Below are 21,904 nucleotides of genomic sequence, written 5' to 3'. Positions count from 1 at the left end.
GTGCAGGTTCAGGCGAGCGGCAGGGCCACGTCGAACCGCGCGCCGCGCGCGGACGGCTCCAGCGTCAGCCGGCCGTGGCTGGCGGCCAGCAGGGACCTGGCGATCGACAGGCCGAGCCCCGTGCCGCCCTCGGCGCGCCGGCTGGTGAAGAACGGCTCGAACAGGCGCTCGCGATCGGCCGGCGGCACGCCCGGGCCGTCGTCCGTCACGCTCAGCACCAGCTCAACGGCGCCTGCCGCCGCCGTGATCCGCGCCTGGGAAGCGCCGGCCTGGCGGGCGTTCTGCAGGAGGACGTTGAGCACGGTCTCGATGGCGGCTTCCGGCGCGGCCACCGGCGGCAGCCCAGCGGGGAGATCGACGGCGATCTGGTAGCCGTCCGCCGCCTGCCCGTCCGCGGCGCGCCGGACCGGCGGCTCCACCGCCACCGCCACGCCGGCCTCCGGCGTCGCCATGTCGGCGCGGGCGAGGTCGAGGAGCCGACCGACGAGCTGCGAGAGCCGTCCGGCGTCGGCGGCGATGTTGGACAGGAAGCGCTGCCGCTCCTGCGGGCTCATGGCCTCCAGGTGGTCCTGCAGCAGCTCGACCGCCCCGCTGATCCCCGCCAGCGGCGTCTTGAACTCGTGGCTGACGGCGGCGGCGAAGTCGCGGAGATAGCCGCTCCGCCGCTCGATCCGCTCGGCCATGGCGCGGAAGTCCTCGTAGAGCTGCCGGATCTCCACCGCCGCGGTGGCCGGCGTCTCGGGGATGTCGCCGCCGCCGGCCGCCACACGCCGGGACGCCGCGCTCAGAGCCTCGATGGGCCGCGTCACGCCGCGCGAGACCAGGCCCGCCATCAGCACGAGCAGGGCGAAGATCACGCCCGCGCCCAACGCGATCTTTCCGCGGTCCTCGTAGAGCCCGCGGAACAGCGCGCGCGGCGAGCGGGAGAGCAGGAGCACGCCCACCACCTCCCCGTCGGCGACGATGGGGCGCGCGTGGTGCAGGCGCAGCGAGGCGGCCCGGCTCAGCCATTCCAGCGGCGAGCTCGGCTGGTAGTCGCCGCTCTCGCGGAAAACGGTGCGCGGCTGGCCGGCGAGCGCGTCGCGCACCTCGGGCAGCATGGAGAGTTCCCGGCCATAGCCGCGGCCACGCACGATCACCCCGTTGCGGTCGAGCAGCAGGATGGAGGCGAGCGTGGTGCGCGTCGTCTGCTCGATCACCGGATCCATCCGGTAGGCCACCGTGAGCGCCGCCCGGTCGGCGCCCCGCCGCGTCGGCCGCGGCGGCGGTCGCTCGGGGAGCACGGGCGAGCGGCTGAGGTCGATCGTGGTGGGTTCGGGGACGTAGTAGTTCAGCGCGCGCCGGTTGAACGGCCGCCGGTCCGGGCTGGTCCCCGGCCACTGCTGGGACGCCGCCGCGGCCAGCGCCGCGCCCTGGGCGACCAGCTCTGCCTCGGTCTGGCGGACAAGGGTGTTCTCATAGACCCGCAGCGAGATCGCCGCGACGCCGGGAAGCCCCGCCACCAGCAGCAGCACGCCGAACAGGATCGCCCGCAGCCGCAGCGGCGGCCAGCGACGGCGGACGACGGCGCGTAGGCTCACGCGGCCTGGCCGAGGCAGGCCCCGAGGCGGTAGCCGACGCCCGGCCGGGTCTCGATCACGTCGTGCCCGCCGAGCGGGGCGAACTTGCCGCGCAGGTTGCGCACGTGGCTGTCGATGGTCCGGTCGGTGATGGCGAAGCCCGGGCCGTGCAGCCGGTCGATGATGGCGTCTCGAGTGAAGACCCGGGACGGCGCGCCCATCAGGGTCTTCAGGATCGTGAACTCGGTGACCGTCAGCGGCGCCTCCTGGCCGTTCCAGCGGGCGGTCCAGCTCTCCGGGTCGAGGCTGAGCCGGCCGTGGCTGAGGACGGCGTTGGCGGCGGCCGGCGCGGCCGCGCCCCTCGCCCGCCGCAGGATCGCCTGCACCCGGGCGACCACTTCGCGGGGGCTGAACGGCTTCACCACATAGTCGTCGCCGCCCATCTCGATGCCCAGCACCCGGTCGAGCTCGTCGTCGCGGGACGACAGGAACAGGATCGGCAGCTCGCCCTGAGCGCGGAGCCGACGACAGACGTCGAGCCCGTTCAGCTTGGGCATGTTGATGTCCAGCACCACGAGGTCCGGCGCCGCCTCGGCCACGGCCGTCAGCGCCGCCTCCCCGTCCTCGGCCTCGCGCGTGGCGAGGCCGGCCTTCTCGAGGGCGAAGACGAGGAGCTGGCGGATATGCGGGTCGTCGTCGACGACGAGGACGGTCTGAGACATCGGGCTCATGTTCTCGGTTGCGCGGGCGCGGTCAACGGGGCGGCGGGACGCGGGCCGCCGGCGCAGCTCCAGCCTGGGGCGGGCGGCGTCGACGCAGCCCCGAGCGCCTGGACCCGCGCCAGGCGCCGCATGCTGCGCCAGCTCCAGGTGCGCCAGTCGCGTTGACGTCGGTGCAACGCGTCGAGCGGGATCTCCATGGCTGCGCGGGCGCGGCGGCGCAGATCCTCGGGGCCCGCCCGGGTCTCCAGCTCCGCCAGCGCGACCACGCCCGCGTCGCCCAGCCCCGACAGATAGCAGACGTCGAGCGGCGCCCCCCTGCCGCCCACGTCGCGGGCGTGGCGGACGTTCCAGGCCGCCGCGACGGCGCTCAGGTCGACGAGGCTGCAGGCCGCCAGGAGCAGGCCTCCGAGCAGCACGTTGGCGTCGATCAGCCATCCCGCGCTCTTCGCCCTCAGCAGCCGCCAGCAGATCAGTGCGAGGCCCATCGCGACCAGCCCCATCCACAGGAGCGCGGCGAGTCGCAGCGTCGTCAGCGAATAGGCCTCGACGTACTCCAGCGTGCGCAGGACGGTGGAGGCCACCAGCAGCAGGTTCTGCGCAACCCAGAGCACCACCAGCCGGCGCACCGTCCGGGAGGACGCGGTGGGCGACCCCGGCCGCAGGAAGACCACCACGAAAAGCCCGGCGAGCAGGGCGGTGGCGATCAGCGGATAGGCGCCGCGGTGGGCGTATTCCGCATGGCTCATCCCCTCCGGCAGCGGCGCGCCGCTCCAGAGGAAGGCGAGGTCGAGGCCGTTCTGCAGCGCGAACACCGCATTGAAGACCGCAAGCGAGAGCGTGATCGAGCCCGGCGTCACGCCCGGCAGCGCAAGGTCCTCGGCGCTGTCCGGCGCCGTGCGCGGCCGGCGCAGGAAGCGCGGGCGCAGCACGCCCCAGACCGCCAGAAGGACGATCGACCACACGACCAGCCGCCAGGGCTCCAGCTCCGGCAGCGCCAGCTTCGGCAGCAGGCGCGCCACGAGCGGGTTCGCCTCGGCGAACAGCCACAGAAAGAGCAGGCCGCCGCCGACCGGCAGCAGCGCGCCGAGCGCCGCGATCCTCAGCGGGGCGCGGCGCTGGCGAAGCCGCGGCGCCGCCAGCGTCCGGAGGTCTGCCAAGGGCGCGATCAGGCCCATCGCGCCCTGGCGGAGGATCCGCTGGAGCCAGCGCCAGGAGTCGTCCCCCTTTGCCGCCCGCGGCGACAGCGCCGCCACGCCGAGCGCGACGCCGAACAGCAACCAGCCGACCAGGGTCGCCCGCTCGACCTGGAGGGCGGCGAAGGCGACGGCGGCCAGGAGGGTCAATCGGCCGACGGCGTTCCGCAGGATGGCCGGCGTGGCGAGCGCCGCCGCTGCGCACCAGGCCAGCGCGAAGAGGCCCAGACCCGCCCCAGCCGCCTCCGGGCGGAGCACTAGCAGGTCCGCGGCGGCGACGAGCGCCACGGCGAGGACCGCCTTGGTCCAGAAGGTCGGGATGCGGGCGGCGGCGGACATCGAGCGGCTCCTGGGCTGGAGCCTGTCTAGGGGGCGGAAGTCGAGGCGGTCGCGACCGTCCGTGCACGGGCGGACCGGCTCATGTGCAGGGCCGGTGCAGGCCTCAGGCCTGGTCGATCAGCGAGGCCCGCTCCTCCGGCGTGAGGACGCGCCACCGGCCCTCCGGCAGGTCGCCGAGCCGCAGGGCGCCGATGCGGATGCGCACGAGGTCCATGACGTGCATGCCCACGAGCTCGCACATCCGCCGGATCTGGCGGTTACGGCCTTCCTTGAGGATGAACCGCAGCTCCTGGCCCTGCACATGGCTCACGCGGGCCGGCTTCAGCGCCCGGCCGTCGAGCTTCAGCCCATGGCAGAGCAGCTTGACCTTCTCGGGCGTGATCTTGCCGGTCACCCGGACCAGGTATTCCTTCTCCAGGTCCGACTCGGGCCCGATGATCGCCTTGGCCAGCACGCCGTCCTCCGAAAGGATCAGGAGGCCGCGGCTGTCCATGTCGAGCCGGCCGAGCGGCGCGAGCCGAGTGTCACGGTCCGGCAGGGTCGGGCTGTCGCCGACCAGCGCCTCGCGGGTCAGCAGGCGCACGGCCGGCGTCTGTCCGGCTTCCGGCTGAGCAGAGACGTAGCCCATCGGCTTGTGCAGGACGACGCTCAGCGGCCCCGCGCCGCCGGCGTCGGCCACGGTGAGCGTCTGGCCGGGCAGGATCTTGCGGCCGGCGTCCGACACCGTCTCGCCGTCGATGGAGACCAGGCCCTGCGCGATCAGGCCCTCGGCCTCGCGCCGCGAGCAGACGCCGCTCTGGGCGAGCCACTTGTTGACCCGCTGCGGCTCGGCTTCGTCGTAGCGGCGGCTCCAGACCATCAGCGGGCCCCCGGCGGGTAGGCGTGCCGCACGCCGTTGAAGTCCTCCACGTCGCCGTCGGCGAGGAAGCTCGGCCCCACCGGCGCCTTGCCGTGGCCGCCAGGGATGTCGAGGACGTAGGTCGGCTGGCAGAGGCCCGAGACGCGGCCGCGGATGGCCTTCATCAGCGCCTGGCCTTCCGCGATCGAGGTGCGCAGGTGCGAGGTGCCCGGCGCGAGATCGCCGTGGTGCAGGTAGTAGGGCTTTATCCGGGTCTCGACGAAGGCGCGCATGAGGGCGGTCAGGCTCTCGGGATCGTCGTTTACGCCCTTCAGCAGGACGGTCTGGCCGAGCATCGGGACGCCGGCGTCCACCAGCTTTGCGCAGGCGGCCCGGGCGGCGCGCGTCAGCTCGCGGGCGTGGTTGGCGTGCAGCGCCACGTAGACGGCCTTGCTGGACGTCTTCAGGGCGGCGACGAGTTCGTCCGTCACCGTCGCCGGTTCGACGGCGGGCACGCGGGTGTGGAAGCGGACCACCTTCACGTGCGGGACGGCGTCCAGGCGGCGCATCAGATCGGCGAGGCGCCGGGGCGACAGCACGAAGGGGTCGCCACCGGTGACGATCACCTCCCACACCTCGGGGCGGCCGGCGATGTAGGCCATGGCCGCGTCCAGAGCCTCGGTCGAGAGCGGTCTCAGCCCCTCCGGGCCCACCATCTCGCGGCGGAAGCAGAAGCGGCAATAGACGGCACAGTTGTGGTTGACCTTCAGCAGCAGCCGGTCGGGGTAGCGGTGGACGACCCCCTCCACCGGGCTATGGGCGTGGTCGCCGATGGGATCGCCGCTCTCCTGCGGGAGCGTCAGGGCCTCCGCCTCGGTGGGCACGAACTGGCGGGCGATGGGATCACCGGGGTCGGCGGCGTCGATCAGCTCGGCCATGGCCGGCGTGATCGCGACCGCGTACTGCGCCGCCACGCGCTCCAGCGCCGGGATGCGCGCAGCCTCCACCAGACCCGCCTCGGCGAGGTCCGGCAGCCTGCGGAGTGTGCGCGGCGCGGTCATGGGGCGCGGATATGGCCCATCGCCGGGCCCGGCGCCATCCCTCGCGCGTTAGGGCGCCATGCGGATCTCGAAGACCCTCGCGCTCGGAGCCGGGCGCAGCCTGCACCTGCTGGACGGCGGCGAAGGCCCGACCATCGTCCTGATCCATGGCGCGCTGACCACGCACGTGGACTGGCTCGAAGCGCCCTTCGAGGCGTTCGCGGCGCGTGGCCGCGCGATCGCGGTGGACCGGCCCGGGCACGGGCTGAGCGCGCGGCCGCGGTACCAGGCCTCACCCCGCGCGCAGGCGGCGCAGATCCGCGAGGGGCTGGCGGCGCTCGGCGCGGAGCTGCCGGTCCGCCTGGTGGCGCACTCGTTCGGCGGCATCGTCGCGCTCGCCTGGGCGGCCGAGTGGCCCGAGGAGGTTGCGAGCCTGCTTCTGCTGTCGCCGATCACCCGGCCGGAGTTCCGCGCCATCGAGCACAGCTTCTTAGGGCCGCGCGCCGCCCCGCTCATCGGGCCGCTTCTCTCCGAGGCAGCGCGTTGGACACTGGACCGGCCTTTCCTGCGGGCGGTGCAGAAGCTGATGTTCTCTCCGCGCAATCCGCCGCCCGACTGGCTGGCGCGCTTTCCCGAGGAGACGGTGCTGAGCCCGGCCCAGATGGTCGAGGAAGGCGAGGACACCGCCACCCTGCTGCCCGGCTCGCCGCTCGGCCTGGTGGACTGGAACGCCATCCGCTGCCCGGTGGCGGTGGTGAACGGCGCCGACGACCGGATCGTCGACCACCGACAGCACGCCGACGTACTCGCGGAGCTGATCCCTCAGGCGACGGCGACCCTGCTGGAGGGCGTCGGCCACATGCCCCACCACCAGGCGTTGCCCGAGGTGCTGGCCGCGTTCGACGCCGTCAACGCTCCGGAACGGGCGTCCAGAGAACCTGCTCGATCCGCTGAGCCCCCGCCGCCAGCATGACCAGGCGATCGAAGCCCAGCGCGGCGCCGCTCGCCTCCGGCATAATGGCCAGGGCGTCCAGGAAGTCCTCGTCCACGGGGTAGCGCTCGCCGTACACGCGGGCCTTCTCGGCCATCTCCGCCTCAAAGCGGCGACGCTGCTCGGCGGCGTCGGTGAGCTCGCCGAAGCAGTTGGCCAGCTCCACCCCGCAGGCATAGAGCTCGAAGCGCTCGGCCACCCGGCCGTCGCGGGCCGTGGGCCGCGCCAGCGCGGCCTCGGCGGTGGGATATTCGTAGAGGATCGTCGGCCGGCCGAAGCCGAGGTTCGGCTCCACCTTCTGCACGATGATCCGACTGAACACGTCGGCCCAGGTGTCGTCGGCGGCCACGCGCACCGGCGACCCGGCGGCCAAGGCGTCCCGGTCGGTGGTCCCGTCCGCAGCGACGCTGGCCAGCAGATCGACCCCGGCATATCGCGCGAACGCCTCGGCGACCGTCAGCCGCTCCGGCTCGGCGAACGGATCGGCCTGCCGCCCTTTCCAGGTCAGGGCCTTCGTCCCCGCGATCTCGGCCGCCATCGCCAGCAGCGCCGCGCAGTCCTCCATCAGGACCTCGTAGGGCTCGTCGGCGCGATACCACTCCAGCATGCTGAATTCGGGGTGGTGCAGCGGTCCGCGCTCGCGGTTCCGCCAGACCTTGCCGAGGTTGAAGATCCGCCGCTCGCCCGCGGCCAGCAGCTTCTTGCAGGCGAACTCGGGCGAGGTGTGCAGGTAAAGGGTCGAGGCCTCGCCGGCCGTGGTCAGCGCCTCCGTGGCGAAGGCGTGCAGGTGCGCCTCGTTGCCCGGCGAGACCGCGAGGGCGGCCGCCTCCACCTCGGTGAAGCCGCGATCCTCGAACCAGCGACGCACCGCGCGGGTGATGGCGTTCCGCGCCGTGAGGAACGGACGGCGGTCGGCGTGACGTTCAGGGGCCCACCAGGGCGAGGGACGGGTTTGGGGCAAGGGGTGCGACCGGCGTGGGGCTGGCGATTTCGGCGCAGGTCGCTATAGGGGCGCGACAACAATTCGAACACCGGAATCGCGCAGGCTCCCCCTGCCCGCCCGGACGCATCCTCGAGGATAGAACGTGAAGGTCATCGCCAGCTCGCTCCGCAAGGGCAATGTCGTGGATCTCGACGGCAAGCTGTACGTCGTGCTCAGCGCCCAGAACATCCACCCCGGCAAGGGCACCCCGGTCACCCAGCTCGACATGCGTCGCATCTCCGACGGCGTGAAGATCTCCGAGCGCTACCGCACCACCGAGACCGTCGAGCGCGCCGTCGTCGACGACCGGCCCTACACCTTCCTCTACCAGGACGGCGAAGGCTTCCACTTCATGAACCCGGAAAGCTACGACCAGGTCGTGGCCTCGGAAGACGTGATCGGCGACGCCGCGGCCTACCTGACGGACGGCGTGCAGGTCTCGCTCTCCACGCACGAGGGCGTGCCGATCGCCATCGAGCTGCCGCGCCTGGCGACGTTCGAGGTCGTCGAAACCGAGCCGTCGGTGAAGGGTCAGACCGCCTCGTCGTCGTACAAGCCGGCGATCCTGTCGAACGGCATGAAGACCATGGTCCCGCCCTACATCACCGTGGGCACCAAGATCGTGGTGCTGACCGAGGACGGCTCCTACCAGGAACGCGCCAAGGACTAACGCCCCCACGGGAGCGCCGATGTGAGCGCCCGCGAACAGTTCGACGTCATCGTCGTCGGCGCGGGCGCGGCGGGGATGTTCTGCGCCATCGAGGCGGGCAAGCGCGGTCGGCGCGTGCTCGTCCTCGACCACGCCAAGGCGCCCGGCGAGAAGATTCGCATCTCCGGTGGCGGGCGCTGCAACTTCACGAACCTCCACGCCGGGCCGGCCAACTTCCTCTCCCAGAATCCGAAGTTCGCGGTCTCGGCGCTCCGCCGTTATCGGCCCGCCGACTTCGTGGCCTGGGTGGAGCGGCACGGCATCGCCTGGCACGAGAAGACGCTCGGGCAGTTGTTCTGCGACGGCTCGGCGAAGGAGATCATCCAGGGCCTCCTGGACGACATGTCCGCCGCCGGCGTGACCCTCCGCCTCGGGCGTATCGTCGAGACCATCGAGAAGACGGACGCCGGCTTCCGGCTTAACGGCGACCTGGACTGCGCCTCCTTGGTGGTCGCCACCGGCGGCAAGTCCATCCCGAAGATGGCCGCCACCGGTTTCGGGTACGACGTGGCCCGGCAGTTCGGCCTCGCGGTCACCGAGACCCGGCCGGCGCTGGTCCCCCTCACCTTCGACGTCTCGCTGCTGGAGCGGCTGAAGCCGCTGGCAGGCGTCGCGGTGGACGTCCGCGTCGCCTGCGGCAAGGCCCGCTTCGAGGAGGCGATGCTGTTCACCCACCGCGGCATATCGGGGCCGGCGATCCTGCAGATCTCGTCCTACTGGCGCGAGGGCCAGGAGATCGAGGTCGACATGGCGCCCGGCGTCGACGTGTTCGACACGCTGCGCCAGGCCCGCACGGCCCACGGCAAGCAGCAGGTGGCGACGGTGCTGGGCCGTTTCCTGCCGCAGCGGCTCGCCCAGGTGCTCGCCGGCGACATCCCCGGCAATGTGGCGGACGCCTCCGACAAGGTGCTGCGCCGCGTCGCCGACAGCGTGAACCGCTGGCGGGTCAAACCGGTGGGCTCCGAAGGCTATCGGACGGCCGAGGTGACCCTCGGCGGCGTGGACACCGACGGGCTCGACAGCCGCACCCTCATGGCCAAGGCCGTGCCCGGCCTCTACTTCGTGGGCGAGGTGGTGGACGTCACCGGCTGGCTCGGCGGCTACAATTTCCAGTGGGCCTGGGCGAGCGGCTGGTGCGCGGGCCAGGCGGCCTGACCGGAACGGCGCCGTAGCCGCCCGCGTTCGCGCGGCGATGGACAACATCGAAGAGCTGGAAGGCTTCGTCCTCTTCGCCATCGGGCGCACGCCCGTGACCCTCGGCGGGGTGATCACCGGCGTGGCGATCATCCTGGCGGGTTTCCTGGTCGCGCGCATCGCGCGCCTTGCCATCGAGCGGGTCCGCGGCCGGACGAAGCACGGCAAGGCCGCCCTCTACATCGTCGAGAAGCTGACGACCTACGGCGTCGTCATCGTGGCCTTTGTGATCGGTGTCACCACCCTCGGCATCAACCTCTCGTCCCTGGCGGTGTTCGCCGGGGCGCTCGGCGTGGGCGTGGGGCTTGGCCTGCAGGGCGTGGTGAAGGAGTTCGTCTCGGGCCTGGTGCTCATCTTCGACCGCGTGCTCAACGTCGGCGACTACGTGGAGCTGGAGGATGGAAAGCGTGGCCTCGTCCAGGAGATCGGTCCACGCGCGGTCCGGATCCGGACCAACGACAACATCGACCTCGTGGTCCCGAACTCGAAGTTCATCGAGGGACCGGTGGTGAACTGGACGCTGCACAACCGCGGCCGCCGCATCCACATCCCCTTCGCCGTCGCCTACGGCAGCGACCGAGAGAAGGTGCGTCAGGTGGTGCTGGAGGCCGCCCGCTCGGTGCCGTTCACCCTGCCGGAGAGCGAGACCGAGAAGACCCAGGTCTGGCTGACCGGGTTCGGCGATTCCGCGCTCAAGTTCGAGCTGCTGGTGTGGCCGACCCTCGACGCGGTGAAGCGCCCGGCCGCCATGCACGCGGCCTACACCTGGGCGATCGCCGACGCCCTGGAATGCGCCGGCATCGAGGTGCCGCTCCCCCAGATGGACCTGCGGCTGCGCAGCCTGTTCGGCCAGGAGGGCGACCGTGCGCTGGACGCGCTGCGGCTCGAGCATCCGGACGCTCCGCGCCGCAAGATGTCCGCGCCCAACCCGATCACGACCAACGACGCCGCCGACGACCTCTCCCGGCCGCTCCCGCCGACCGACGAGCCGCTTATGGAGTCGCGGAGCGGAGATAATCCAGCGCCGTGAGCGCCTGCGCCCGGACGCCAACCTCCAGCGCCCGCTCGTCCACCGTGAAGAACGGCGAGTGGTTCACCCCCGGCGGATCCCCCACGCCCAGGTCGTAGAACAGCCCCGGCACCTTGAGCTGGTAGTAGGAGAAGTCCTCGGCGCCGGTGATGTAATCGATGTCGTCCTTGATCTGACCGCCGGCCGCGGCGCGCTGCAGCGTCGGCTTCATCTGAGCGGAGAGCTCGCGGTTGTTGTTGGTCACCGGATTCGGCGTGCCCCAGGCGAAGCTCGCCTTGGCCCCGTAGCGATCGGCGATGGACTGCACGGCCTTCTCAGCCCGCGCCATCACGTCCTTGCGCATGTCGGGGTCGAAGGTGCGCAGGGTGCCGGCCATCTCCAGATCTTCCGGAATGATGTTGTAGCGCAGGCCGGCGTGGATCGTGCCGACGGTGAGCACGGTCGGCGACTTGGCCACGTTCACCTGCCGCGCGGCGATCTGGTTGAAGGCGGTGACGATATCGGCCGCCACCGAGGCGGTGTCGATCCCAGACCAGGGCTGGGCGCCGTGGGTCTGCTTGCCCTTCACCTTGACCTCGAAGCGATCCGAGGCGGCCATCATCGGACCGGGCCGCCAGAACAGCGCGCCGACCGGCCCGGGCACCACGTGCAGGCCGAAGACGGCGTCGACCTTCGGCGTTTGCAGCACGCCCTCCTCGACCATCACCTTGGCGCCGCCCTCCTCGCCGTCCGGCGCGCCCTCCTCGGCCGGCTGGAAGATGAAGACGACCGTGCCGGGGATCTCAGCCTTCATCGAGGCCAGCAGCTCGGCCGCACCCATCAGGATGGCCACGTGGGCGTCGTGGCCGCAGGCGTGCATGACCGGGACCGTCTGGCCGTTGTACTCGGCGGTGACCTTGGACGCGTAGGGCAGGTTCGTCTTCTCGGCCACGGGCAGGCCGTCCATATCGGCTCGCAGGGCGACGACCTTCCCCGGCTTGCCGCCGCGCAGGACGGCCACGACCCCGGTCTTGGCCACGCCGGTCTTCACCTCGAAGCCCAGTTTCCGCAGGTGGTCGGCCACCAGCTTGGAGGTGCGCACCTCGCGGTTGCCGAGCTCCGGATGCTGGTGGATGTCGCGCCGCCAGGCGACGACCTTCGGCTGCAGCGCCTTGGCCTTGGCGAACACGGCGGCGTCGTAAGGCGCCGGAGCCGGAGCCTGGGCAAACGCCGGCGCCGCCGCCGCCACCGCGACAGCCGCGCTCGCGGCCAGAAGAACCTTGTGCATCGAAAGCCCCCTCACGCTTCGTTCGGCCGGGCGATGCGGCCGCCGGTCATTGGCTGGGGCACGCCCGTGGTCCTGGGATAGGAGATCGGCAGGCCGCGCGCGGTGCGCGCGGCGAGATAGGCGAAGGCCTCGGCCTCGATGGAGTCGCCGCGCCATTCATGGTCCTCGGCCGAGGTTACGGGGCACGGCAGCCGCTCGGCGAGCGCCCTCATGATCTCCGGATTGTGCCGCCCCCCGCCGGCGACCACCACCTCGCGTGGGGTCTGGCCCATCAACTCGAAGCCGAGCCGCACGGCCTCGGCAGTGAAGGCCACGAGGGTGGCGGCCGCGTCCTCCAACTCCATGCGGGCCAGCGGCTCCAGGGAGAAGTCGTAGCGGTCGAGGGACTTTGGCGGCGGGGCCTGGAAGTAGGGATGCGCCAGCAGCGCCCGCAGCACGGCCTCGTTGACCTGACCCACGCTGGCGTAGCGGCCCCTGTCGTCGAAGCGGCCCGCGCCGCGATCCTGCACCAGCAGGTCGATCATCCCGTTGCCCGGCCCAGTGTCGAAGGCCGCGATCTCGTCGCCGCCGGACCAGAAGGTGACGTTGGCCACCCCGCCGACGTTCAGCACCGCCAACGGCGGCTCCAGGCCGGACGCCGTCGCCCGGGCCAGGTGGTAGATCGGCGCGAGCGGCGCTCCCTCTCCCCCGGCGGCCACATCGGCGGTGCGGAAGTCATAGGCCACCGGCACGCCCGTCCGGTCGGCGAACCACTGCGCGTCGAAGAGCTGCACCGTGCGGCCGGGCCGCCCCTCCTGCGGGCGTTCGTGCAGCACCGTCTGACCGTGGACGCCCAGGAGGTCGAAATCGCTCCAGTCGAGGCCGTTGGCGACCAGGAACTCCTCGGCTGCGGCGAGGTGCTCGTCCGCCCCGGCGCGCGCTGCGGCGGCGAAGATCTCCGGTTCGGCGGCGCCCCGCGGCCACTGCAGCGCCCGGCGTGTGGCCTCCAGCATGATGTCCCGCGTGGCGTCCGTCAGCTTGCGCTCGCCGGCCGGACCGAACGCCTGGATCGCCTCTCCATCGGTCTCCAGCACCGCCATGTCGACGGCGTCGAGGGAGGTCCCGGTCATGAATCCCAGCACGCGCATGCGGCTTGACTGCCATGTCCGCGGACCGCTAGCTAGCCGCCATGATCGGACGCCGCGCCACCTTCGGCCGCTATTACCGCCTGCCCTAGCAGCAGGCGATCGATCCCACGCGCCTGCCCTCCCGGCCGGCGCCCTTCCGATCAGATCACCCGGACGCCGGCCTCCTCGCACCTCAAGGAGTCTGCCATGTCCCTCGAAATTCCCGGCGCCCCCGTGCTAGAGCCCGGCCACCGAAGTCCCGGGATTCCCCAGATGTCCGACGCGCCGTTCAAATCCGAGTTCCTGAAGACCCTGCAGGCGCGCGGCTACATTCATCAGGTCAGCCACCCCGCCGAGCTCGACGAGGCGGCGGCAAGCGGGGTCGTGTCGGCCTACATCGGCTTCGACGCCACGGCGACCAGCCTGCACGTGGGCAGCCTGATCCAGATCATGATGCTGCGCCGGCTCCAGCAGGCGGGCCACAAGCCCGTGGTGCTGATGGGCGGCGGCACCACCAAGGTCGGCGATCCCAGCGGCAAGGACGAGAGCCGCAAGATGCTCACGGACGCCGACATCGACCGGAACATCGCCGGCATCCGTACGGTGTTCGAGAAGTTCCTGACCTTCGGCGACGGCCCCACCGACGCGGTGATGGTCAACAACGACGACTGGCTCTCGAAGCTCGGCTATATCGAGTTCCTGCGCGAGTTCGGACCGCACTTCACGGTCAACCGGATGCTGACCTTCGACTCCGTTCGCCTGCGCCTGGAGCGGGAGCAGCCGCTGACCTTCCTCGAGTTCAACTACATGCTGATGCAGGCGGTGGACTTCCTGCACCTGAACCGCACCCGCGGCGTCCAACTGCAGATGGGCGGTTCGGATCAATGGGGGAACATCATCAACGGGGTCGAGCTGGTCCGGCGCATGGACCAGAAGGCGGCCTTCGCGCTCACCACGCCGCTGCTGACCACCTCGTCGGGCGCCAAGATGGGCAAGACCGCCCAGGGCGCGATCTGGCTCAACGCCGACCTGCTCAGCCCCTACGACTACTGGCAATTCTGGCGGAACACGGAGGATGCGGACGTCGGCCGCTTCCTGCGCCTGTTCACCGACCTGCCGCTGGACGAGATCGCGCGGCTCGAGGCCCTGCCGGGGGCGGAGGTCAACGAGGCCAAGAAGGTGCTGGCCAACGAGGCGACGCGGATGCTGCACGGCGAGGCGGAAGCCGCCAAGGCCGCCGCCGCCGCCCAGGCGGCGTTCGAGCAGGGCGGCCTCTCGGCCGACCTGCCGACGCATGAGATCGCTTCGGCCGAGCTCAACACGGGCGTCCAGCTCGCCGACCTCGCGGTCGCCGCGGGGCTTGCCGGCTCCAAGGGCGAAGCGCGCCGCCTGGCCCAGGGCGGGGGCCTGCGGGTCAACGACAAGGCGGAGGCCGATGCGAACCGGCTCGTCACCGGGGCCGATGTGGTCGACGGCGTCGTGAAGCTCGGCGCCGGCAAAAAGAAGATCGTGCTGGTGAAGCCGGTCTAGGTTTGTGCGCGCCGTCCCCGGGATCGGGCCGGGGACGGCGAACATCGTCGAGGAGAGGCAGATGACCGAGATCGCGGAAGGCGCGACGGCGCCGGATTTCGAGCTTGAGACGCCGAAGGGACCCGTCCGGCTGGCGGACTTCGCGGGCAAGACGCTCGTGCTCTACTTCTATCCGAAAGACGACACCCCGGGTTGCACCCGGGAAGCGCAGGACTTCTCCGCCCTGGCCCCCGAGTTCGCCAAGGCCGGCGCGAGCGTGCTGGGCGTCTCCAAGGACAGCCTTAAACGGCACGAGAACTTCGCGAAGAAGTACGACCTCGCTGTCAGCCTGGGCGCGGATCCCGACGGCGCGGTGATCGAGCGATACGGGAGCTGGGTCGAGAAGAGCCTCTACGGCCGCCAGTACATGGGGATCGACCGCTCAACCTTCCTGATCCACGACGGTGTTGTGCGGAAGGTCTGGCGCAAGGTGAAGGTGCCCAATCACGCGCAGCAGGTGCTGGACGCGGTCAAGGCGCTCTGAGGCGCAGCGTCGCAGGCGCACGGCCCTGCGCAACCGCCGGACGGGCGGGTGTTGCAGCTTTGCCGCGGCGCCCGCCCCTCGTGCGCCGAGGGGTGAAAGCGCGATTGCCGAAAATCTTATCGACGTTCAGGGTGGATTAACTGCGGCCGCCTACGCTCATAGCGTGCCGACACGCGTCCTGGTGAGACGCCAAAGCGCCTTGCGCGCCCAAAAATTCTCATTGCATATCTCCGACGTCCATGGGGCTGGGGACTAGCGATCGCATGCAACGCTTGGCGCGACTTCGTCGCTCGCTCGAAGACCTGTTTCCCGAACGCCACCTCTACGTCCGCTCCGGCGGCGAGATGAAGGGCTTCGTCCTGTCAGCGCGCAAGCAGATGGCGGCCGCCGCCGTGGTCGGGGGCGCGGCGCTGTGGATGGGCGTCTCGACGGCGGCCATGCTGGTCAACGTCTTCTCGGCCTCCTCGGCGGACCGCGAGATCGCCCGCACCCAGGCCAAGTACGAGCGCTGGATCGCCGACCGCCAGGCCCGCCTGAACTCCGCCGTCGCCCAGCTCAACGCCAGCTCCGGCAGCAATGACGAGCTCGCCACCGCCATCGAGAAGCGGCACGCGGCGCTCGCTCTGCTGCTCACCGACATGAAGGGCTCGCCGGGCGCGGCCGAGGCGCTGACGCCCGCCATCGATCGGGCGCTCGCCTCCAGCGACACGAACCCCGCCCGCCGGGTGGAGATGGTGCGGGTCAGCCAGGAGCAGCTCCTGGACGCCGCCGACACCTACGCCAAGAGCCGCGCCGACCGGCTGCGCCTGGCCTTCCGCCTCGCCGGCCTGACGCCGGCGGCCTACATGCCCAAGGGTGGCGCCCTGGGCGGTCCCCTCATCGAGTCGCGTGACCCCCGGGCGCTCGCCGCGGTGCTGGACGTGGACGAGGACTTCGCCGAGCGCATCCAGAGCGCCGCCACCGACCTGTCGGAAGCCCGGGCGCTCGCTGTGGCCGCCGGCAAGCTGCCGCTGGCCCGCCCGACGGCCGGAGCCGCCCAGACGAGCCGCTTCGGCGTCCGCTTCGACCCCTTCACCCGCCGCCCGGCCTTCCACTCCGGCCTCGACTTCGCCGGCGGGACCATGACGCCGATCTACGCCACCGGGCCCGGCGTGGTCTCGTTCACCGGCGTGCGTTCCGGCTACGGCAATGTGGTCGAGATCGACCACGGCCGCGGCCTGAAGACCCGCTACGCCCACCTCCACTCGATCGGCGTGAACGTCGGCCAAAGCGTCGGCGTCGGCCAGCGGGTCGGCGGCATGGGCTCCACCGGACGCTCCACCGGCACCCACCTGCATTACGAGGTGTGGCTGAACGGACGCGCCCAGAACCCCGATCGTTTCCTCAAGGCAGGCGCCTATGTTCTCCAAGCCGGCTAAGTCCCCGACCTCGAACCGTCCGGAAGCGACGGACTCGCAGCCCCCGCGCAAGATGATCGCGGCCTCGCTGATCGCGGAGAACGTCTCCGTGGCCGGCGACCTCGCCACCGACGGCGATGTGCAGCTCGACGGGGCGGTGCGAGGGGACCTGCACGTGGGCCGGCTGACGATCGGCGAGACGGGTCAGGTGGAAGGCGCCATCGAGGCCGAGGCCGTGGACGTCCGCGGCCGGGTCACCGGCTCGATCACCGCCCAGGAGGTGCGCCTGCACGCCTCGGCCATGGTGACCGGCGACATCACCCACACCCAACTCGCCATCGACGCGGGCGCCCGCTTCGAAGGCCGCAGCCTGCGCTTCGAAGCCCCGGCCCCCGTCGTCGCCGAGAAGCCGGCGCGCGAAGAGTCGCGGGTCGAGCCCGTTCCCGAAGCCGCCGAATAGGCCAAGCCACCCTCCCGCCGAGCGGGAGGGGCCGGCTCAGCCGTCGACCGTCGCGCCGCGGGTCGCGCCCACGCGCTGGGCCAGGGCTGCGCCCATGAACTCGTCGAGATCGCCGTCGAGCACGCCCTGGCTGTCGGAGGTCTCCACGTCCGTGCGCAGGTCCTTCACCATTTGGTACGGCTGCAACACGTAGCTGCGGATCTGGTGGCCCCAGCCGATGTCGGTCTTCTGATCCTCGATGGCCGCCTGGGCCGCCTCGCGCTTCTCGAGCTCGAGCTCGTAGAGGCGCGCGCGCAGCATCTTCCAGGCCTGCTCGCGGTTCTGGTGCTGCGAGCGCTGGGTCTGGCAGGCCACCGCAATGCCGGTGGGGATGTGCGTCAGGCGCACGGCCGAATCCGTCTTGTTGACGTGCTGGCCGCCCGCGCCGGAGGCCCGGTAGGTGTCGGTGCGCACGTCGGCCGGGTTGATCTCGATCTCGATGTTGTCGTCGATCACGGGATAGACCCAGACCGAGGCGAACGAGGTGTGGCGCCGGGCGCTGGAATCGTAGGGGCTGATGCGCACCAGGCGGTGCACGCCGGCCTCGGTCTTCAACCAGCCGTAGGCGTTGGCCCCCTTCACCTGCAGGGTGACGGACTTGACGCCCGCCTGTTCGCCGGCTGTTTCCTCGATCACCTCGACGCTCATGCCGTGGGCCTGCGCCCAGCGGCTGTACATCCGGAGCAGCATGCCGGCCCAGTCATTGGACTCCGTGCCGCCGGCGCCGGAGTTGATTTCCACATAGGCGTCGTTGCCGTCGGCCTCCCCGGACAGCAGGGCTTCCAGCTCGGCGCGGCCTGCGCGTTCGCGGATGGCCTTGAGCTGGGCGCGGGCTTCCTCGAGCGAGCTCTCGTCGCCCTCCTCGTCCGCCATCTCGGCGTAGCCGATGGCGTCCTCGAGGTCGCGTTCGATGGACTGCACGGCCTCGACCTGGGCGGCGAGCCGCGAGCGCTCGCGGCTGACGGCCTGGGCCTCGTCAGGATTGTCCCACAGGGTCGGGTCTTCGACCCGGGCGTTCAGCTCATCGAGCTTTCGGAGCGCAGGCTCCCAGTCAAAGACGCCTCCTGAGCAGTTCGATCGACTGCTCGATGTCGGCCTTCGCGGCCTCGACATCCGCTCTCATGGAGAAGCTCCGGAAAAGGTTGGGCGCGGCAGATAGCCCGCCCGGGGGTTCAGAACAAGCCGTCGGTGTCGTCCGGGCGCTTGGGCGGCGGCGGATTCACCGCCGCGCCGGCGCTCGGCGCGCCCGTGACGCCGTTCTTCCAGACCTGGTTATAGGGCTGCGGCCCGCGCGGCAGGCCGCCTGCCCCGCCCCCGACGGGCGCGGTCGCGACGCGTGGCTCGGTGCCCGGCCGGAAGGCCTCGCGGATCCCGCGGACCATGGCGAACTTGGCGTTCTTGGGCGCCTTGAACTCCTTCTTCTCCACGTTCTCCAGCGCGGTCTTCATGAAGTCGATGAAGATCGGCACGGCCGATTGGGAGCCGGTCTCGCCCTCGCCCAGGCTGCGGTTGTCGTCAAAGCCGACGTAGATCCCCACCACCAGGTCCGGCGAGAAGCCCATGAACCAGGCCGACCGGTAGTCGTTGGTGGTGCCCGTCTTGCCGCCAAGCGGATAGCCCAGCGACGCGGCCGAGACCGCCGTGCCGCGCTGGACCACGCCCTGCAGCATGGACGTGATCTGGTAGGCGGTGATCGGGTCCATCACCTGCGCGCCGGACGGCGGGATGCGCGGGCTCTCGGCGCCCGAGAAGCCGGCATCGCAGCGCGGGCAGTCGCGGCCGTCGTGGCGGTAGATCACCTTGCCCTCGCGGTCCTCCACCAGCTCGATCAGGTGCGGCTCGACCTTACGCCCGCCGTTCACGAACGAGGAATAGGCGCCGGCCATCCTGAAGACGGTCGTCTCGCCCGAGCCCAGCGCCATGGCCAGCACCCGGTCCATCTTGCGCGTGACGCCCATCTTCTCGGCCAGGGTGGCGATCTTCGGCATGCCGACGCTCTGGGCCAGGCGGACGGTCATGGCGTTGCGCGACAGCTCCAGCCCTTTCCGGAGCTGCAGCGGGCCGTAGTACTTCTTCTCGTAGTTCTCGGGCGTCCAGGCCTGGCCGCCGGCGCCCGTCAGCGTGATCGGGGCGTCCATCACCACGCTGGCCGGCGTGTAGCCGTTCTCCAGCGCCGCGGCATAGACGATCGGCTTGATGGCCGAGCCCGGCTGGCGCATCGCCTGGGTGGCGCGATTGAAGCTCGACAGCGAGAAGGAATAGCCGCCGACCATCGCCAGCACGCGGCCGGAATGGGGCTCCATGGCCACGAGCGCGCCGTTCACGGCCGGGACCTGCTTCAGCCGGAACCCGGCGCCCTCCTCGTTCGGAGCCACGAAGATCAGGTCGCCCGAGCCGATGCCCTTGCCCCGGCGGGCCCAGGCCACATCCTCGGCCGCGAGGGCGCCGGTTGCGCCGTCGATGGTCTGCACCTGCACCGTGCCGCCGGCGACGGAGGTCACCACCGCCTGGCGCCAGGAGCGCCGCTCCGCGGGCCGCGCGGTCTTGCGGGCCACGTCTTCCCAGCCCGCGAGCGTCGTGACGTTGCCCCAGGCTCCGCGCCAGCCGTGGCGCCGGTCGTAGTTCTCCAGGCCGTTCATCAGCGCCAGTCGGGCGGCGCTCTGCAGGCGCGGGTCCAGCGTGGTGCGCATGTAGTAGCCGCCCTCGGTCAGCTTATCCCCGAGGGTGTTCAGGCCCCTGCGGCGGACCTCCTCCACGAAATAGTCCGCGTCGCGGTACTTGGCGCGGGTGGGCTCGGCCTGGACGCGCAGGTCCTCGGCCTTGGCGGCGCGAGCCTCCGCGCGGGTGATCCAGCCGTGGCCGGCCATCTGGTCGATGACCCAGTTGCGGCGCTCGATCGCCTGCTGCTTGCGGCGGATCGGGTGGTAGTTGTCCGGGCCCTTGGGCACGGCGGCGAGATAGGCCGCCTCGGCGATGGACAGCTCGGAGATCGACTTGCCGAAGTAGTTGTAGGCCGCCGCGCCGACCCCATACGAGCGGTAGCCCAGCCAGATCTCGTTCAGATAGAGCTCGAGGATCCGCTCCTTGGAGAGCGTCTGCTCCAGCCGCCCGGCGAGGATCGCCTCCTTCAGCTTGCGGCCGATGGTCTGGTCGTTGGTCAGCAGGATGTTCTTGGCCACCTGCTGGGTGATGGTCGATCCACCTTCGAGGCGGCGGCCGCGGGCGACGTTCAGCACGTTGCGGGCCATGGCGCGGCCGAAGCCGGAGACGTCCACGCCGCCGTGCTTGAAGAAGTTATGGTCCTCGGCGGCCAGGAACGCCTGCGCGAGCCTCGGCGGGATGGCGTCGTACGGGACATAGATCCGCCGCTCGCGCGAGAACTCGCCGATCAGGGTGCCGTCCCAGGCGTAGGCGCGAGTGGCCGTCGGCGGGTGGTAGTCGGCCAGGTCCGCGGCGTCCGGCATGTCGTGGAACAGCCACGCCGCCCAGATGGCCGCGGCGAATCCCGCCACCGCGATGGCGCTCAGCACCACGACGCCGGCGATCGCGACCCAGCGCTCGGGTCTGCTTTCGGTGGGATTCAAAGCGGACAGGCCTCCAGGGGCGCGTCAGGTCCCCTGGCCCCGATCTAGCGTGCGTCGGGGCGGGCGCCAACGGGCGCAGGGTCAGTCCGCGTCAGCGCGCCGCAAGCTTGGTGGCTTCGGCGAAGTAGTCGTCGATGGCGTCGCCCACCGCGTTCATGAGTCCGTCGCGCCGGGCGGGATCGCGCAGGAGCTCCTCGTCCTCGACGTTGGAGATGAAGCCCATTTCCAGCAGGACGGCCGGAACGTCGGGGGCGAGCAGGACCATGAAGCCTGCGTCCCGGTGGCTGCGCCGCAGCATCGGCGACTTGCCCTCAATGTTGGCGACCAAGGTCTGGGCGAAGGCCGCCGAGCGGTTGCGGGTGGCGCGCTGGGTGAGGTCCAGCAGGATGTCGCTGACGCCGCGGTCGCCGGCCAGGCTCGCCTTCATGAACCAGTCGTCACGGCTGACGAACTGGGCCGAGCGGGAGGTCGCCTTGTCGGACAGGGTGTAGACGCTGGCCCCGCGCAGGCCGGGCTCGGGTCCGGAATCGGCGTGCAGCGAGATGAACAGGTCGGCGTCGGCGCGCTGCGCGATCCGAACCCGGCTGGCGAGGCCCACATAGGCGTCGGTCTCGCGGGTCATGATCACCTTATAGCGACCGGAGCGCTCCAGCCTCGCCTTCAGCGCCTTGGCGGCCGCGAGGTTGATGTCCTTTTCGAAGCCCAGGGCCCCGCGCGCGCCGGGATCGCCGCCGCCGTGACCCGCGTCGATCACCACCACCTTCTTCAGCGAGAGTTCCGCCTTCACCGGCAGGAGCTTGGTGCGCAGCTTCGGCGCTGAGGCCTTGGCGAGCTTCACCTCGGCCGGGGCCATGGGGGCCACGTCGACCACATAGCGGTAGTGCTCCACCCCGTCGGCGGGCGGCAGCAGGAAGCGGCGCTTCACCTTGGCGTCGGCGGCCAGGTCCATCTGCAGGCGCGCCCCGCCGGGCGTCTGGTCGACCATCCAGGCGTGGACGAGGCCGTGGCCGCCGCCCTGCTGCCCCTTGCCTGCGGTCACGCCGGGCAGCACCACGGTGACGCGGCGGTCCGCGGCGCCGTCCGAGACCAGCCGGGCGCTGGCTGAACGGTCGAGGTCGATGACGATCCGGGTCTGCTGGGCGTCGCCGCCGAGCCGCACCTTGAGCAGGTCGGCGGAGGCCGCGGCGGCATGGCTGACGGCGGCGCCGGCGACGCACGCGAGCGCGGCGGCCGACGCCACCACGGCCCAGGCCTTACGGCTCCACAGTCCCTGCCCCACGCGCGCCAACATTTGTCTGCGCCCAGCCTACGTATTTGAGGAAACGGATTGAAGCGCCATATAGACGCGGGCTGGGTGGACAAAGGGTTAACCGAACCTTTCGCGGCGGCCACGGGCGGATC

At 71.2% G+C, this 21,904-nt stretch carries 19 protein-coding genes; 8 read left to right on the top strand and 11 right to left on the bottom strand.

The features are described from left to right. Positions 1-8: 8 nt before the first annotated feature. The 5 genes from ACE3Q8_RS02170 to ACE3Q8_RS02150 all read right to left on the bottom strand — a co-directional run bounded on the left by ACE3Q8_RS02170 (position 9) and on the right by ACE3Q8_RS02150 (position 5,712). Positions 9-1,580, bottom strand: a complete 1,572-nt coding sequence (locus ACE3Q8_RS02170) for an ATP-binding protein (RefSeq protein WP_374468464.1) — start codon at positions 1,578-1,580, stop codon at positions 9-11. Beyond that, a complete protein-coding gene (locus ACE3Q8_RS02165) occupies positions 1,577-2,281 on the bottom strand; it encodes a response regulator transcription factor (protein WP_374468462.1) in 705 nt (234 codons plus the stop codon). The genes ACE3Q8_RS02170 and ACE3Q8_RS02165 overlap by 4 nt, the downstream gene beginning before the upstream one ends. Positions 2,282-2,286: 5 nt before the next feature. Then, positions 2,287-3,813 carry a DUF4153 domain-containing protein gene (locus ACE3Q8_RS02160; protein ID WP_374468460.1) on the bottom strand — a complete coding sequence of 509 codons (1,527 nt, stop codon included), beginning with the start codon at positions 3,811-3,813 and terminating at the stop codon, positions 2,287-2,289. Between the two features lie 103 nt (positions 3,814-3,916). After that, on the bottom strand, positions 3,917-4,672 hold the full coding sequence (locus ACE3Q8_RS02155) for a pseudouridine synthase (protein WP_374468458.1): 756 nt from the start codon (positions 4,670-4,672) through the stop codon (positions 3,917-3,919). Then, the gene (locus ACE3Q8_RS02150; protein ID WP_374468456.1) at positions 4,672-5,712 is read right to left on the bottom strand and encodes a lysine-2,3-aminomutase-like protein; all 1,041 of its coding nucleotides are present in this window, start codon (positions 5,710-5,712) and stop codon (positions 4,672-4,674) included. The genes ACE3Q8_RS02155 and ACE3Q8_RS02150 overlap by 1 nt, the downstream gene beginning before the upstream one ends. A 58-nt stretch (positions 5,713-5,770) precedes the next feature. Between ACE3Q8_RS02150 and ACE3Q8_RS02145 the strand changes: the two genes are divergently transcribed. Beyond that, the gene (locus ACE3Q8_RS02145) at positions 5,771-6,664 is read left to right on the top strand and encodes an alpha/beta fold hydrolase (protein ID WP_374468454.1); all 894 of its coding nucleotides are present in this window, start codon (positions 5,771-5,773) and stop codon (positions 6,662-6,664) included. Here ACE3Q8_RS02145 and epmA read toward each other — a convergent pair. Then, on the bottom strand, positions 6,600-7,643 hold the full coding sequence (epmA, locus tag ACE3Q8_RS02140) for an EF-P lysine aminoacylase EpmA (protein ID WP_374468452.1): 1,044 nt from the start codon (positions 7,641-7,643) through the stop codon (positions 6,600-6,602). The two genes, ACE3Q8_RS02145 and epmA, sit on opposite strands and share 65 nt — an antisense overlap. A gap of 124 nt (positions 7,644-7,767) precedes the next feature. Here epmA and efp point away from each other — a divergent pair, with 124 nt between their 5' ends. The 3 genes from efp (at position 7,768) to ACE3Q8_RS02125 (ending at position 10,597) form a co-directional block, all read left to right on the top strand. Beyond that, positions 7,768-8,334, top strand: a complete 567-nt coding sequence (gene efp / locus ACE3Q8_RS02135; protein WP_374468450.1) for an elongation factor P — start codon at positions 7,768-7,770, stop codon at positions 8,332-8,334. Between the two features lie 75 nt (positions 8,335-8,409). After that, a complete protein-coding gene (locus ACE3Q8_RS02130) occupies positions 8,410-9,528 on the top strand; it encodes an NAD(P)/FAD-dependent oxidoreductase (protein WP_374468625.1) in 1,119 nt (372 codons plus the stop codon). Between the two features lie 37 nt (positions 9,529-9,565). After that, positions 9,566-10,597 (top strand): mechanosensitive ion channel family protein, encoded by a 1,032-nt coding sequence (locus ACE3Q8_RS02125; RefSeq protein ID WP_374468448.1) that lies wholly within the window; start codon positions 9,566-9,568, stop codon positions 10,595-10,597. Here the strand turns inward: ACE3Q8_RS02125 and ACE3Q8_RS02120 are convergent. Together ACE3Q8_RS02120 and ACE3Q8_RS02115 are read right to left on the bottom strand one after the other, a co-directional pair. Further along, positions 10,560-11,864 (bottom strand): amidohydrolase, encoded by a 1,305-nt coding sequence (locus ACE3Q8_RS02120; RefSeq protein ID WP_374468446.1) that lies wholly within the window; start codon positions 11,862-11,864, stop codon positions 10,560-10,562. The genes ACE3Q8_RS02125 and ACE3Q8_RS02120 overlap by 38 nt on opposite strands. A gap of 11 nt (positions 11,865-11,875) precedes the next feature. Beyond that, positions 11,876-12,991: an anhydro-N-acetylmuramic acid kinase gene (locus tag ACE3Q8_RS02115; protein ID WP_374468444.1), complete on the bottom strand. Its 1,116-nt coding sequence runs from the start codon at positions 12,989-12,991 to the stop codon at positions 11,876-11,878. A 252-nt stretch (positions 12,992-13,243) separates the two neighbouring features. Between ACE3Q8_RS02115 and tyrS the strand changes: the two genes are divergently transcribed. The 4 genes from tyrS (at position 13,244) to ACE3Q8_RS02095 (ending at position 16,880) form a co-directional block, all read left to right on the top strand. After that, on the top strand, positions 13,244-14,500 hold the full coding sequence (tyrS, locus tag ACE3Q8_RS02110; RefSeq protein WP_374468442.1) for a tyrosine--tRNA ligase: 1,257 nt from the start codon (positions 13,244-13,246) through the stop codon (positions 14,498-14,500). 61 nt (positions 14,501-14,561) lie between these two features. Continuing rightward, on the top strand, positions 14,562-15,023 hold the full coding sequence (locus ACE3Q8_RS02105) for a peroxiredoxin (RefSeq protein WP_374468440.1): 462 nt from the start codon (positions 14,562-14,564) through the stop codon (positions 15,021-15,023). 263 nt (positions 15,024-15,286) lie between these two features. Next, positions 15,287-16,441, top strand: a complete 1,155-nt coding sequence (locus ACE3Q8_RS02100; protein ID WP_374468438.1) for a M23 family metallopeptidase — start codon at positions 15,287-15,289, stop codon at positions 16,439-16,441. Next, on the top strand, positions 16,422-16,880 hold the full coding sequence (locus ACE3Q8_RS02095; protein WP_374468436.1) for a polymer-forming cytoskeletal protein: 459 nt from the start codon (positions 16,422-16,424) through the stop codon (positions 16,878-16,880). Before ACE3Q8_RS02100 ends, ACE3Q8_RS02095 begins: the two co-directional genes overlap by 20 nt. Before the next feature lie 36 nt (positions 16,881-16,916). Here the strand turns inward: ACE3Q8_RS02095 and prfB are convergent. The 3 genes from prfB to ACE3Q8_RS02080 form a co-directional block, all read right to left on the bottom strand. Beyond that, positions 16,917-18,042, bottom strand: a protein-coding gene (gene prfB, locus ACE3Q8_RS02090; RefSeq protein WP_374468434.1) for a peptide chain release factor 2 whose coding sequence is annotated in 2 segments (ribosomal slippage) — positions 16,917-17,972 and positions 17,974-18,042 — 1,125 coding nt in all. Because the reading frame shifts where the segments join, the coding sequence is not laid out codon by codon here. Between the two features lie 49 nt (positions 18,043-18,091). Continuing rightward, positions 18,092-20,503 carry a penicillin-binding protein 1A gene (locus ACE3Q8_RS02085; protein WP_374468432.1) on the bottom strand — a complete coding sequence of 804 codons (2,412 nt, stop codon included), beginning with the start codon at positions 20,501-20,503 and terminating at the stop codon, positions 18,092-18,094. 91 nt (positions 20,504-20,594) lie between these two features. Beyond that, positions 20,595-21,782, bottom strand: a complete 1,188-nt coding sequence (locus ACE3Q8_RS02080) for an N-acetylmuramoyl-L-alanine amidase (RefSeq protein WP_374468430.1) — start codon at positions 21,780-21,782, stop codon at positions 20,595-20,597. Positions 21,783-21,904 lie beyond the last annotated feature (122 nt).

This window comes from Phenylobacterium sp., assembly GCF_041913825.1.
Taxonomy (GTDB): Bacteria; Pseudomonadota; Alphaproteobacteria; order Caulobacterales; family Caulobacteraceae; genus Phenylobacterium.
The sequence above is the reverse complement of the archived record's forward strand: the minus strand, read 5'-3'. Positions and strand labels throughout refer to the sequence as shown.